Below are 13,408 nucleotides of genomic sequence, written 5' to 3' on the forward strand. Positions count from 1 at the left end.
GATCACTCCACCGTCACGGATTTGGCAAGGTTTCGGGGCTGATCGACATCCGTCCCCTTTGCCACTGCCGTATGATACGCCAAAAGCTGCGCCGGTATAGAGTACACAATAGGGGTCAGGTTGGGATGAACTGGGGGCATCGTTATCGAAGACCAGATGCCATCCTTGGCCTCGGCAATGCCATCTTGATCGGAAACCAATACGACTTTGCCCTTACGCGCCATCACCTCTTGCATATTAGAGACCGACTTGTCGAAAATCGCGTCGCGGGGGGCCATAACGACAACCGGCATATGTTTGTCGATCAGGGCAATTGGCCCATGCTTTAGTTCTCCTGAAGCATAAGCTTCAGCATGTATATAGCTGATTTCTTTTAGTTTAAGGGCACCTTCAAGAGCCAGAGGATACATCAGACCCCGACCCAGAAAAAGGATATCCCTCGCTTCGCTGAGGCGTTGAGCGGCTGCTCGAATGGCGTCGTTCTGTTCAAGAGCCGTGTTCAAAACAGTCGGTATTCCCCGCAACGCCGACACGTGATCTGACAACTCCTCGGCAGCGATCGTTCCCCGGTCGGTGGCAGCCTTGAGGGCCAACATCAGAAGAACGCTTAACTGACATGTAAAGGCCTTGGTCGAAGCAACGCCAACCTCGACGCCGGCGTGAATAGGCAGGGCCAGATCGCTTTCCCTTGCAATAGAGCTTTCGGGCACGTTGATCACAGATACGATTTTGTCAGCTTTGCCTTCGCAATACCTAAGCGCTGCCAAAGTGTCTGCGGTTTCACCTGACTGGCTGACAAACAGGGCAACGGTCCGGTCGGCAATCGGTGGTTCGCGGTACCGAAATTCCGAGGCGATATCGACCTCGACTGGCAATCGAGCCAGTTGCTCGAACCAATACTTCGCCGTCAGGCAGGCGTAGTAAGCCGTGCCGCAGGCCACCATTGTCAGGCGATCCACCTTGCTGAAGTCCAGGCCCTTGCCAGGTAACACAACGTTTTCAGAGCCAGTTGGTAGATAGTGACGGATGGCTTCGGCAATGACGGTTGGCTGTTCGGCGATTTCCTTGGCCATGAAGTGCTTGTGGCCGCCTTTGTCGACCCGTGTGGCATCCAGTTGGACAGTTTTGATTTCGCGGTTGGCCAGTTCCCCTTGGGCATCGCGGATCTCAAGCGAGGTTCGGGTCAACACGGCCCGGTCGCCCTCTTCAAGATACGTGATCCGGTCCGTCAGCGGCGAAAGCGCTATGGCGTCCGAGCCGACGTACATTTCGCCGTCCCCATGACCAATGGCCAAGGGAGAGCCCTTGCGCGCCGCTACAATCAGATCCTGATGCCCGTCAAACAAGAATGCCAAAGCAAACGCTCCGTCGAGCTTGTCGAGTGTCCGGTTTGCAGCGTCCACTGGGGAAAGGCCTTCGCTCAGATAGCGTTCGGTCATCAGCGCGACGGTTTCAGTGTCGGTCTCGGTTTGAAAATCAACGCCCAATTCGCCCAGTTCAGCCCGCAAGTCGCGATAGTTTTCGATGATACCATTGTGTACGACGGCCACACCCCCAGCACGGTGGGGGTGTGCGTTTCCAACGGACGGTGCGCCATGCGTTGCCCAACGGGTATGGCCGATCCCGGACTTGCCTGGCAGCGGCTCATGAACCAGAAGGTCACTGAGGTTAACCAGTTTTCCAACGGCTCGGCGGCGATCAAGGTTGCCCTTGTTTACCGTGGCGATACCCGCACTGTCGTAGCCGCGATATTCGAGCCGTTTTAGCGCCTCAACAAGGATCGGCGCTGCCTCGTGGTTGCCGAGGACCCCAACAATTCCACACATTATTCTGCCTCCTGGCTGCGCTTTTCTTTTTTGAACTTTAACATTTCGAACAATTTCCGCGCATAGCCTTCTTTTGTGTCCTGCTTGGCTCGTCCGACTGCCAAAGCATCATTCGGTACGTTTCTGGTCACCACAGTACCGGTCGCCGTCATGGCGCCATTGCCGACGGAAACAGGTGCAACCAGCATAGTATTCGACCCGATGAACGCATCTGATCCAATCTCGGTGCGGTGCTTCATGAAGCCATCGTAATTGCAGGTGATTGTGCCTGCGCCGATATTTGTATGGGCTCCAACTGAGGCATCGCCGACATAGCTCAGGTGGTTGACCTTCGCGCCTTCGGCAATCTCGGCGTTTTTGATTTCGACAAAGTTCCCGACCCGCGTATTTTCCGCAAGTTCGGCGCCAGGTCGCAGACGTGCGTAGGGACCAACAACCGCTCCACGGCTGACATGGCAACCTTCCAGATGTGAGAATGCGCGAATGTTCGCACCACTTTCGATTGTTACACCGGGGCCAAAGACCACGTTTGGTTCGATCACTGCGTCTCGGCCAACAACGGTGTCTGCCGCCAGAAATACCGTTTCAGGGGCCATCATTGTTACCCCATTGTCCAGCAGCGCCGCTCGCGCGTGCGTCTGAAAAACGGATTCCGCAGCAGCGAGGTCAGCGCGTGAGTTGACACCCAGTGTTTGTTCTTCGTCGCAGGCCACAGCGGTCACGCGCAGACCCCTGTTGCGAGCCAACTCAACGATATCGGTCAAATAGTATTCTTCCGAGGCGTTTTTGTTGCCGACTTCTGAGATTAGAGAAAACAATGTTGCACAGTCGCATGCCATCAGGCCGCTGTTGCAGAAAGTCAAAGCCCGTTCGTCTTCCGTCGCATCCTTGAATTCAACAATGCGCTCCAATGTGTCACCCTTCATGACCAGTCGCCCATAGCGTTTTGGGTCGGCTGCTTCAAAACCCAGGATCACCAGGTCATGGGTCGCTCGCGCTGCAACCATGCGCTCCAGTGTTTCTGGCTGCAGAAAGGGCGTGTCTCCAAAAAGGACAACCACGTCGCCGTCGAACCCATCCAGCAGGTCCCTCGCTTGATCAACTGCATGAGCCGTACCCAGTTGTTCGGATTGCAAGACAACTTCGGCCGTGTCGTCCTCGGCCTGGGCTGCCCTGGCCACGGCGTCGGCGCCATGGCTAGGCAACAATCACGGTCCGGTCAGGCGACAATGCGGCGCCAGTGCGCATCGCGTGAACAAGCATCGACGCGTGGGCGATGGGGTGTAGAACCTTGGGCAGATCCGAGTTCATCCGGGTGCCTTTGCCTGCAGCCAGGATGACAAGTGCGGTGCTCATGCTTTTTGTTTTCTCTTTTGTTTTCGGTTGGTCCGTTTTATCCGCTTGGAGCAGGCACGCAAGCTCTGCTGCAATCAAACATGGTTGCGGGTTGCAACAAGACATGGCGAAAATACGCCTAGCGAGGACAATATGCAGACTGTCATCTTTGATTTGGACGGGACTTTGGCCGACACATCAGGCGATTTGCTCGCAGCAGCAAACCATTGTTTTCGGGACATGGGGTATGGCGATGTGTTGGTGCCGGATCAGGATGCAGGGATAGCGTTGCGGGGTGGCCGGATAATGCTGACCCGGGGGCTGGAACGTGTGGGAGCATTTGAGGTTGACACGGTTGATCGGTATTACCCGGTTCTGCTGGAAGCGTACCGGGACGCGATCGACACTCATACCTTTCTTTATCCCGGGGCCATGGCGGCAATCGAACGTCTCAAGACACTAGGGTATGGTGTCGGAATTTGCACCAACAAACCAGAAGCACTGGCCGAATTGCTGATGCAGCGGCTAGGAGTGCGTGATGTGTTTGCGTCCTTGGTCGGCGCAGACACATTGCCGGTGCGCAAGCCTGATCCCGAGCCACTGCGCGAGGCCGCTCGGCAGGCAGGCGGACATCCGGATCATTGCGTGCTGATCGGGGATTCGGACACGGATCGCAATACCTCGCGCGCGGCGGGCGTGCCTTCGATACTTGTGACTTTTGGCCCGTCAGGTGCAGATATGGCTGCCCTGGAGCCCGAGGCGCTGTTGGAGGACTACGCCGATCTGCCCGAACTGGTGGGGCGGGTCCTGAGTGCCAAGACCAAAAACGCGACTTTAGGAAATGTGAATTGACCATTGGGCGCTTGACGGCCCTGTACTGCAATCGGAAAAACCTAGCATGACAGAGAACTTTACAGGCAGCTTCACGCAGCAGGAACCTATCCCGGATGAGGCTATCGAGGCGGCTTTGGCCGTTTTGCGGCACGGGCGTTTGCATCGTTACAATGTGGTGGAAGGAGAGTTGGGCGAGACCGCTCTGCTCGAGCAGGAGTTTGCGGCGCAAACGGGTGCGAAATACTGTCTCGCAGTGGCCTCGGGTGGTTATGCGATGGCGACGGCCCTGCGGGCCGTGGGGGTCCAGCCGGGTGACGCAGTTTTAACCAACGCGTTCACGCTGGCGCCGGTGCCGGGGGCAATCGCCTCGGTCAATGCGCGGCCGGTGTTTGTTGGCGTGACCGAAGAATTGACCATTGATCTGGACGATCTTGCAGCTAAAGCGGATCAGGCCAAAGTTTTGCTTCTCAGCCATATGCGCGGGCATCTGTGCAACATGGACCGGTTGATGGAGATCTGTGATGCTGCCGGGATCACGGTGATCGAGGACTGCGCGCACACTATGGGTGCCGCGTGGCGCGGGGTGCCTTCGGGGCGGCAGGGGGCCTTTGGCTGCTATTCCTGTCAGACCTACAAACATGTGAATTCGGGCGAGGGTGGTCTGTTGATCACCGACGACGAAGAACTGGCCGCCAAGGCGGTGATGCTGTCGGGGTCGTATATGCTCTATGAACGGCATCTGGCGGCGCCAGGGCCGGAGGTGTTTGATCGCATCAAGTATCACACGCCCAATGTCTCGGGCCGGATGGACAACTTGCGGGCTTCGATTCTGCGCCCGCAGTTGAAAGATCTGGACCGTCAGGTTGCGCGATGGAATGAGCGGTATCAGGCGTTGGAGGCGGGGCTGCGCGACATCCCCGGGCTGACGGTGATCGAACGGCCCAAAGAAGAGAGCTATGTCGGGTCGTCGATCCAGTTCTTGCTGCTCGATTGGACACCGAAGGCGGTGCAGGAGGCGATAGCTCGCTGCGCGGCACGTGGGGTAGAGCTCAAATGGTTTGGTGCGGATGAGCCTGCGGGATTCACGTCGCGCTATGACAGTTGGCGCTATGCGCAAAGCGAACGGATGCCTGCAAGTGATCGGGTTTTGACCGGCATTGTAGATATGCGTGTACCGCTCACGTTCAGCTTGGATGATTGCGCGTTGATTGCACGGCTCATCAGGGCCGAAGTGAGCGCGGTGCACCAGTCACAGCTGTAGCTAAATTGTGTGCGCTTGCGCGCACGCTCGAGTGTTTGTTTGCCGCCCCGCCGCACCCGGTGGGGCGGTTTTCTTTTGTCGCCTCAGGCCGCGACATCGCAGCACAATACGCAATCGTTGACGCATATCGGAATCGCTGCTATCTCTTTATTGAACACTTGTTCATAAACGGTTGTTCTTAGACTCGATGGGAGAGGCGATGTTTACCGCAACAATGAAGTTTGATCATGGCGAGGATGTGGACGCCCTGCGCGATATGGTTCACCGTTGGGCTCAAGAGCGGGTCAAGCCAATGGCGGCCGAGATCGACCAGACAAACGAGTTTCCGGCCGAGCTGTGGAAGGAAATGGGCGATCTGGGGCTGCTGGGTGTAACTGTCCCCGAAGAGTTCGGTGGCGCGGGCATGTCCTATTTGGCCCATACCATCGTTGTGGAAGAGATCGCGCGCGCCAGTGCATCAGTTTCGCTGTCTTATGGCGCGCATTCGAACCTGTGTGTTAACCAGATCAAGCTGAACGGCACGCAGGAGCAGAAGGAAAAGTACCTGACGCGTCTGGTGTCGGGTGAGCATGTGGGTGCGCTTGCGATGTCCGAGCCGAGCGCTAGCTCGGACGTGGTGTCGATGAAGCTGCGTGCCGAAAAGCGCAATGGTTACTACCGGCTGAACGGCAACAAATACTGGATCACCAATGGTCCTGATGCAGACACGCTGGTGGTTTATGCCAAAACAGACCCAGAGGGTGGGTCCAAAGGGATCACCGCGTTCCTGATTGAGAAAGAGTTCAAGGGGTTCTCGACCTCGCCACATTTTGACAAGCTGGGTATGCGTGGGTCCAACACCGCCGAATTGATCTTTGAAGACGTCGAAGTGCCGTTCGAGAATGTTCTGGGCGAAGAGGGCAAAGGCGTTGCGGTTCTGATGTCCGGTCTGGATTACGAGCGCGTGGTGCTTGCGGGTATCGGCCTGGGCATCATGGCGGGCTGTATGGACGAGGTCATGCCCTATATGGCCGAGCGCAAGCAGTTTGGGCAGCCCATCGGGAACTTTCAGCTGATGCAGGGCAAGATTGCGGACATGTACACCGCGATGAATTCGTCGCGCGCTTATGTTTATGAGGTCGCCAAGGCCTGTGATCGGGGTGACGTGACCCGTCAGGATGCGGCGGCCTGCTGCCTCTATGCCTCGGAACAGGCGATGGTGCAGGCGCATCAAGCGGTGCAGGCCTTTGGTGGCGCAGGTTACCTGTCTGACAACCCGGTGGGGCGCATTTTCCGCGATGCCAAGTTGATGGAGATCGGGGCCGGTACGTCGGAAATTCGCCGGATGCTGGTCGGGCGCGAGCTGATGAGCTCGATGCTCTGAGACGAAAAAGCCCCCATGCGGTTCGGGTCGCATGAGGGCGTTGCGTGACGACCTGAGTGAAGGCGTCACGCGTGGGAGGGAAGGATCAGAACCGGTGCACGTAAGCCAGACCAACCACAACAGGGTCGATCTTTGCTTCGCCGATGTTCGCGCCATTCAGGCTGGCGTCCGAGCGGATCTGCATCCAGCGCACGTTCAGTCGCAGCGCGCCGTTGTCGGAAATCTGGTAGTCGGCCCCGGCGTTCAGTGCGACGCCAAAGCTGTCGTCGAGGCTCAGGTCGCCGAGCGGCGAGCTTTCCTCGAAGAACGTGGTGTAGTTCAGGCCGATGCCGACAAAGGGCTTGATCGCCGATTTGGTCGGAAAGTGGTAGTTGACCGACAGGGTGGGCGGCAGGTGTTTGACCGAACCCACTTTGCCTGCGCCCGCCAGCGAGACGTCATGTTCGAACGGGGTCGCCAACAGCAGCTCGATGCCGATGTTGTCGCGCACGAAGTATTCGAACGTCAGGGTCGGGCGGGTGTCGTCCCCGATCGAGGCCGCGGCACCGGCCAGCGTGCCGTTCGAGGATTTGGGATTGACGTTGGCAACACCGATACCGACGGTCCAGTCGCCTTGGGATTGGGCCAAAGCCGGGGCGGATACGGCGGCAAGCGCGGCAGCACAGACCGCGGCAGCTGTCAGGGATTTCATCAGAATGCCTACTCTTTCTATTGTGAGTCTTTGCGAGACATCCCGGTTTTTAAACAGCGGTGGACTGAGTGCTCTGATCTGGATCAAGTTCTGCATTCAGATCGTCCGACAAGTAATTTGATTTACATCAAAAAACGCCAAAATGATGTCGCGACTTCAAGCGTTTCTGGTGAGGTCGCCTCATGACTTTCGCTGAGCACATTCCAGGTTTGACCCAGGCGGGCAGCTGGGACATCCCCGAGCGTCTGAACATGGCACGCCAATGCCTGTCACAGGACGCGGATCAGGTGGCGATCATCGACCTGACCGGCGTAGAGCGCCGAGACGTGCGTTTTGGCGAATTGGCGGATATGGTCGATGGTCTGGCACGTGCCTTGATGGTACAGGTTCGCCCCGGGGATCGGGTCGGGGTGTTGCTCAGCCAGTCGCCCTGGTGCGCGGCGGCTCATCTGGCGATCTGGAAGATTGGCGCGATCTCGGTGCCGTTGTTCAAACTGTTCAAGCGAGACGCTTTGGCCTCCCGCATCGGCGACGCGGGTGCCGCGCTGGTGCTAACCGATGTCGAAGGGGCCGCGTTGCTGGATGATCTGGCGACGCCGTTGATGGTGGCGGAGATCGGGCAGAATGGTGGTCCTGTTGATTTCGTCGAAACCGGCCCCGAGGATCCGGCGGTTCTGATCTATACCAGCGGCACAACCGGTACGCCCAAGGGCGCGCTGCACGGCCACCGTGTGTTGACTGGCCACTTGCCGGGCGTCTCGATCAGCCACAACCATCTGCGCGCGGGCGATTGCCTTTGGACAGCCGGCCGATTGGGCCTGGATCGGGGGACTGTTCGATGTGCTGATGCCGGGGCTGGCGCTTGGCATTCCTGTGGTCGCGGCGCGTCTGGATAAGTTCACACCCGAGGCCTGCGCCGACATCGTGGCGCGCGGCGATGTGCGCAACGTGTTCTTTCCCCCTACAGCCCTGCGCATGCTCAAGGCGGCGGGGCAGGGGCTCGACGGTCTGCGCTCGGTTGCCTCCGGTGGAGAGCCCCTGGGCGCAGAGATGCTCGCTTGGGGCGAACGCTCCTTTGGGCTGACGTTCAACGAATTCTATGGCCAGACCGAATGCAACATGGTGGTGTCGTCTTGTGGTCTGGATTTTCCGGTTCAGCCCGGCTGCATCGGTAAGCCGGTGCCGGGGCATGAGGTTGCGGTGATCGATGACGATGGCAACCCAACGCGTGAAGAGGGCGATGTGGCGGTCCGGCGTGGCTCGGCGTCGATGCTGCTGGAATACTGGAAACGGCCCCAGGAAACGGCCGAGAAGTTTCGGGGGATTGGCTGATCACCGGCGATCGCGGTGTGTGGGAGGGCGACTATCTGCGCTTTGTTGGCCGTGATGACGATGTGATCACTTCGGTCGGCTATCGCATTGGCCCCGCCGAGATCGAGGACTGCCTGCTGACCCATCCGGACGTAGCGACCGTAGGCGTGGTCGGCAAACCCGATCCGCTGCGCACCGAGATCGTCAAAGCATATGTGGTGCAAAAAGAAGGGGCCGAGGTCAGCGCCGAAGATCTACAGGCCTGGGTCAAGGACCGGCTGGCGCAGTATTCCTACCCGCGCGAGATCGCCTTTCTGGACGCGCTGCCGATGACGGTGACAGGGAAAGTTATTCGGAAAGAGTTGAAGGCGCGGGCTGCGGGGGAGTTAGAAACGTGACAATAAGATCTGAGTTCTTGTTTGCTGCTATTGTCGTCATCACGTGCTTCATTGGATCAAAACAGGCGAGCGCAGACGAAAATTTCGAAACGGGTGCCTTTTTGTCCTACTGTGCGGATTTTGTTCCCAATGTTCCACTTGCAGTGCCGATGGATGCGCAGTGCGTTTCACATGGGCGGAAAATGTGTGAACTGGCTGCGACAGGGACACCTCCGGATCATTGCCTGCTCGAAGTTACGAAATGGATGCTGGATGAAATCTCTGCAAAATGGGTGAGGCTACCAGCAGATCTGCGAAAGGGGCGTGACACTCCGCCCAAGCTCGAGGAAATGGCAGGCGATGGCATGTTGTCCACCTTGAGCTTGTCTACGCCCGACTGTGAAACCGTTCAAATCAATGGCATTCCAAAGCAATCGCTGTGCGACTACTCAAGCGCATTAGCGGGGTGGCATGCTCTTAGAGTACTCCAACGTTCGGCGAAAGCCGTCAGTCAATAACGGATGGACACGACATGAAGCTCAACTCCAAAGCCATGCCCTCCTCGGACGGCTTCAAACAGAACCGCGCGTCGCATCTGGATGCGTTGGCGCAAATCAGCGAGGCGGCGGAGGCTGCGCGTTTGGGGGGCGGTGAGAAGTCCCGTGCCCGCCATGAAAGCCGGGGCAAGATGCTGCCGCGCCGCAGGGTGGCGAACCTGCTCGATCCGGGCTCGCCGTTTCTGGAGGTTGGCGCGACGGCGGCCCATGACATGTACGGTAACGCGGCCCCTGCGGCGGGTGTTGTTGCGGGCATCGGACGGGTGCACGGGCAAGAGGTCATGGTGGTCTGCAACGACGCTACCGTGAAGGGCGGCACCTACTTTCCAATGACGGTCAAGAAACATCTGCGCGCGCAGGAGATTGCTGAGGAAAACCATCTGCCCTGCATCTATCTGGTCGACAGCGGCGGCGCCAACCTGCCGCAACAAGATGAGGTGTTCCCGGACCGCGACCACTTTGGCCGTATCTTCTATAATCAGGCACGGATGTCTGCGAAGGGCATCCCGCAGATCGCGGTGGTCATGGGGTCGTGCACGGCGGGCGGCGCTTATGTTCCGGCGATGTCGGACGTCACTATCATCGTCAAGGAACAGGGCACCATCTTTCTGGCGGGTCCGCCGCTGGTGAAAGCCGCCACTGGAGAGGTGGTGAGCGCCGAGGATCTAGGCGGCGGTGATGTCCACACGCGCCTGTCCGGTGTGGCGGATTACCTGGCCGAGGATGACGCGCACGCTCTTGCTCTGGCCCGGCGCGCGGTGCAGTCGCTCAATATCACCAAGCCGCTGACGGTGAACTGGGCCAATTCGGAAGATCCCGCTTATGACCCCGAGGAAATTCTGGGCGTGGTGCCGGGCGACCTGCGCACGCCATATGACATCCGCGAGGTGATCGCGCGGCTGGTCGATGGTTCGCGGTTTGATGAGTTCAAGCCGCGCTTTGGCGAGACGCTGGTGACGGGCTTTGCCCACCTCAAGGGCTGCCCCATCGGAATCATCGCCAACAATGGCGTGCTGTTTTCCGAGGCCGCCCAAAAGGGCGCGCATTTTGTCGAGCTGTGCTCGCAACGTAAGATCCCGCTCGTGTTCCTGCAGAACATCACCGGCTTCATGGTGGGCCGCAAATACGAAAACGAAGGCATCGCGCGGCATGGGGCCAAGATGGTGACCGCCGTGGCCTCGACCAACGTGCCCAAGATCACCATGCTGGTGGGTGGCTCGTTTGGCGCGGGCAACTATGGCATGGCGGGGCGCGCCTATCAGCCGCGCTTCCTGTGGACCTGGCCCAACAGCCGCATCTCGGTCATGGGCGGCGAACAGGCGGCGGGCGTGTTGGCCACCGTCAAACGCGACGCCATCGAACGGCAGGGTGGCGAATGGTCGGCCGAGGAAGAGGCCGAGTTCAAGCGCCCCACGATTGAGATGTTCGAAGAGCAGAGCCACCCGCTCTACGCCTCGGCGCGCCTGTGGGACGACGGCATCATCGACCCGCGCAAATCGCGCGATGTGCTGGCTCTCAGCCTCAGCGCCGCATTGAACGCCCCAATCGAGGAGACACGTTTCGGCGTGTTCCGGATGTGAAGCATGGTCCAGTTTCGAGGTTTGATTGAGGATGCATTGCTATTGTCTAAGAAGCCAGGGACCGCGCTGATGCTGTCGCACATCGAGGGAATGCCGAAAGCCGGTATGCAGGTATCCGTTTCTGGCAAGTTTGCCGAGACAAAGGAACTGGGGCGTAATACGACGGATGGCCAGCCAGTATCTGCGAGATGTTGTTTAACGGGCCAACCTTGCGCTCCGTATGGAAGCATTTTGGTTGAATGGAAAGAAGACGCAGTGGCGCTGAATGATCTTCATTTGCTGTGGGTAACAGAAGAGGCTATGAACTGATGTCTCGATACAATTCTGATCGCAAATCGTGGCGAAATCGCATGCCGTGTGATGGACACAGCCCGCTCCATGGGCGTCAAAACCGTGGCTGTCTATTCCGATGCGGATGCTGGCGCGAAACATGTTGAAAAGGCCGACCGGGCCGTCCACATCGGCGGGCCTGCGCCTGCCGACAGTTACCTGCGGGGCGATGTGATCATTCAGGCCGCGCTTGATAGCGGCGCGCAGGCGATCCATCCCGGCTATGGCTTTCTGTCCGAGAACCCCGATTTTGTGGACGCGGTCGAGGCGGCGGGACTCACTTTCATTGGCCCTTCGGCCAAGGCGATCCGGGCCATGGGGCTTAAAGATGCGGCCAAGGCATTGATGGAAGAGGCGGGCGTTCCGGTTGTCCCCGGTTATCACGGCGCCAATCAGGAGCCCGCATTCCTGGCAGAGCAGGCGGCGCAAATCGGTTATCCGGTTCTGATCAAGGCCGTCGCGGGCGGCGGTGGCAAGGGGATGCGGCTGGTCGAAGATCCCGCTGATTTTGCAATGGCGCTTGAAAGTGCGCAGGGTGAAGCAACCACGGCCTTTGGCAACCCGGATGTGCTGATCGAGAAATTCGTGCAAAAGCCGCGCCATATCGAGGTGCAGGTGTTTGGCGACGGCACCCATGCGGTGCATCTGTTCGAGCGCGACTGCTCGCTGCAACGGCGCCACCAAAAGGTGATCGAAGAAGCACCGGCGCCGGGTATGACGGCCGAGATGCGCGAAGCCATGGGGCAGGCAGGTGTCCTTGCCGCCGAGGCGATCGGCTATTCGGGCGCGGGCACGGTGGAGTTCATCGTTGACGGCTCGGGCGGGGGAACGGGCGGGCTGCACCCAGATCACTTCTGGTTCATGGAGATGAACACGCGCCTGCAGGTTGAACATCCTGTGACCGAGGAAATCACCGGTGTGGATCTGGTGGAATGGCAGCTACGGGTGGCCTCGGGTGAGTCCTTGCCTGCGCAACAATCGGACTTGAGCTTCAAGGGCCACGCGTTTGAGGCGCGGATCTATGCCGAAGATGTGCCAAAGGGGTTCCTCCCTGCAACCGGTACACTGACCCATCTGGAGTTCCCCGAAGATGCGCGCATCGACAGCGGTGTGCGTGCGGGTGACACGATCAGCCCCTGGTATGATCCAATGATCGCCAAGGTGACGGTGTACGGTCCTACCCGGGGTGCCGCACTGCGCAAGTTGGAACGTGCCTTGCGCTGGACCGATGTGGGCGGGACGGTGACCAATGTCTCGTTCCTGAGCGTGCTGTCGGCGCAGCCTGATTTTGTGGCTGGCAACATGGACACCGGTCTGATCGACCGCGAGTTGGAGGCGTTGACGCCTGCGCCGGTGGCGTGCACCAAGGCGCGTTCGATTGCGGCATTGGCGGCTTTGGGGCTGACCGATGGGGCGGGCAACGAGGGTGGCTTCACCCTCTGGGGGCCGCTTGGTTGGGACGTGACGCTAACCCATCATGACGAGACATCTCGAGGCCCGCGTTCTGGCCGAGGGACCGGAGAGTTTCACTGTTGCATTGCCGGATGTGACGCATCGCGTCAGCCGCCGCGATAGCACCTGGTGGGTGGATGCCACCAAAGTGCAGGCGCGCGTGTCGCACGTCGGCGACGAGGTCACGGTGTTCTGGGGCAATGGCTATCGGTTCGCTGTGACGGACCCGTTGGATCGCGACGCGAGCACCGCAGGCGACGGCAATGTGATCGAGGCGCCGATGCCCGGTCTGGTCAAGGCGGTATTTGCCGAGGCAGGGCAAACAGTGAGCGAAGGCGACCGGCTGGCCATTCTTGAGGCGATGAAGATGGAGCATTCGCTGCTAGCAGCGCGTGACGGGGTCGTGGCCGAAGTTTTGACCGAGGCGGGGGCTCAGGTCGAAGCCGGGGCTGCTCTGGTACGGTTGGAAGAGGAATAAGTTGGGACCATCG

9 protein-coding genes and 3 pseudogenes are annotated in these 13,408 nt (G+C 59.2%); 9 read left to right on the top strand and 3 right to left on the bottom strand.

Translation table 11 applies throughout. The features are described from left to right. Positions 1 to 2: 2 nt before the first annotated feature. Positions 3 to 1,826: a glutamine--fructose-6-phosphate transaminase (isomerizing) gene (gene glmS / locus ACZ1HE_RS08565; protein WP_472620386.1), complete on the bottom strand. Its 1,824-nt coding sequence runs from the start codon at positions 1,824 to 1,826 to the stop codon at positions 3 to 5. After that, positions 1,826 to 3,182: pseudogene (glmU, locus tag ACZ1HE_RS08570) on the bottom strand (bifunctional UDP-N-acetylglucosamine diphosphorylase/glucosamine-1-phosphate N-acetyltransferase GlmU). The gene glmS and the pseudogene glmU overlap by 1 nt, the downstream one beginning before the upstream one ends. A 132-nt stretch (positions 3,183 to 3,314) precedes the next feature. Between glmU and ACZ1HE_RS08575 the strand changes: the two are divergent. The 3 genes from ACZ1HE_RS08575 (at position 3,315) to ACZ1HE_RS08585 (ending at position 6,619) form a co-directional block, all read left to right on the top strand. Beyond that, positions 3,315 to 4,013 (top strand): HAD-IA family hydrolase, encoded by a 699-nt coding sequence (locus ACZ1HE_RS08575; protein WP_472620387.1) that lies wholly within the window; start codon positions 3,315 to 3,317, stop codon positions 4,011 to 4,013. A gap of 46 nt (positions 4,014 to 4,059) precedes the next feature. After that, positions 4,060 to 5,256 (top strand): DegT/DnrJ/EryC1/StrS family aminotransferase, encoded by a 1,197-nt coding sequence (locus tag ACZ1HE_RS08580; protein WP_472620388.1) that lies wholly within the window; start codon positions 4,060 to 4,062, stop codon positions 5,254 to 5,256. 199 nt (positions 5,257 to 5,455) lie between these two features. After that, a complete protein-coding gene (locus tag ACZ1HE_RS08585) occupies positions 5,456 to 6,619 on the top strand; it encodes an isovaleryl-CoA dehydrogenase (RefSeq protein ID WP_472620389.1) in 1,164 nt (387 codons plus the stop codon). 85 nt (positions 6,620 to 6,704) lie between these two features. On the opposite strand, the gene ACZ1HE_RS08590 is transcribed toward ACZ1HE_RS08585, so the two are convergent. Further along, a complete protein-coding gene (locus tag ACZ1HE_RS08590) occupies positions 6,705 to 7,310 on the bottom strand; it encodes an OmpW/AlkL family protein (RefSeq protein WP_472620390.1) in 606 nt (201 codons plus the stop codon). Between the two features lie 182 nt (positions 7,311 to 7,492). Here ACZ1HE_RS08590 and ACZ1HE_RS08595 point away from each other — a divergent pair. The 6 genes and pseudogenes from ACZ1HE_RS08595 to ACZ1HE_RS08620 form a co-directional block, all read left to right on the top strand. Continuing rightward, positions 7,493 to 9,019, top strand: a pseudogene (locus ACZ1HE_RS08595) (AMP-binding protein). Beyond that, positions 9,016 to 9,516 (top strand): hypothetical protein, encoded by a 501-nt coding sequence (locus ACZ1HE_RS08600; protein ID WP_472620392.1) that lies wholly within the window; start codon positions 9,016 to 9,018, stop codon positions 9,514 to 9,516. Before ACZ1HE_RS08595 ends, ACZ1HE_RS08600 begins: the two are co-directional and overlap by 4 nt. 14 nt (positions 9,517 to 9,530) lie before the next feature. Continuing rightward, on the top strand, positions 9,531 to 11,135 hold the full coding sequence (locus ACZ1HE_RS08605; RefSeq protein ID WP_472620393.1) for a carboxyl transferase domain-containing protein: 1,605 nt from the start codon (positions 9,531 to 9,533) through the stop codon (positions 11,133 to 11,135). A gap of 3 nt (positions 11,136 to 11,138) precedes the next feature. Next, a complete protein-coding gene (locus ACZ1HE_RS08610; protein WP_472620394.1) occupies positions 11,139 to 11,444 on the top strand; it encodes a hypothetical protein in 306 nt (101 codons plus the stop codon). A 51-nt stretch (positions 11,445 to 11,495) separates the two neighbouring features. Beyond that, complete coding sequence (locus ACZ1HE_RS08615) at positions 11,496 to 13,040, top strand: acetyl-CoA carboxylase biotin carboxylase subunit (RefSeq protein ID WP_472620395.1); 1,545 nt, start codon at positions 11,496 to 11,498, stop codon at positions 13,038 to 13,040. 79 nt (positions 13,041 to 13,119) lie between these two features. Continuing rightward, positions 13,120 to 13,395: pseudogene (locus ACZ1HE_RS08620) on the top strand (acyl-CoA carboxylase biotin carboxyl carrier protein subunit); the annotation flags it as partial. Between the last annotated feature and the right edge of the window lie 13 nt (positions 13,396 to 13,408).

Source organism: Falsiruegeria sp. JB4-1 (assembly GCF_055693495.1).

What these genes read in the sequence shown, in the direction of transcription:
- glmS (WP_472620386.1), bottom strand. Translation starts at nt 1,826, where the DNA reads ATGTGTGGAATTGTTGGGGTCCTCGGCAACCACGAGGCAGCGCCGATC.
- ACZ1HE_RS08575 (WP_472620387.1), top strand. Translation starts at nt 3,315, where the DNA reads ATGCAGACTGTCATCTTTGATTTGGACGGGACTTTGGCCGACACATCA.
- ACZ1HE_RS08580 (WP_472620388.1), top strand. Translation starts at nt 4,060, where the DNA reads ATGACAGAGAACTTTACAGGCAGCTTCACGCAGCAGGAACCTATCCCG.
- ACZ1HE_RS08585 (WP_472620389.1), top strand. Translation starts at nt 5,456, where the DNA reads ATGTTTACCGCAACAATGAAGTTTGATCATGGCGAGGATGTGGACGCC.
- ACZ1HE_RS08590 (WP_472620390.1), bottom strand. Translation starts at nt 7,310, where the DNA reads ATGAAATCCCTGACAGCTGCCGCGGTCTGTGCTGCCGCGCTTGCCGCC.
- ACZ1HE_RS08605 (WP_472620393.1), top strand. Translation starts at nt 9,531, where the DNA reads ATGAAGCTCAACTCCAAAGCCATGCCCTCCTCGGACGGCTTCAAACAG.
- ACZ1HE_RS08610 (WP_472620394.1), top strand. Translation starts at nt 11,139, where the DNA reads ATGGTCCAGTTTCGAGGTTTGATTGAGGATGCATTGCTATTGTCTAAG.
- ACZ1HE_RS08615 (WP_472620395.1), top strand. Translation starts at nt 11,496, where the DNA reads ATGGACACAGCCCGCTCCATGGGCGTCAAAACCGTGGCTGTCTATTCC.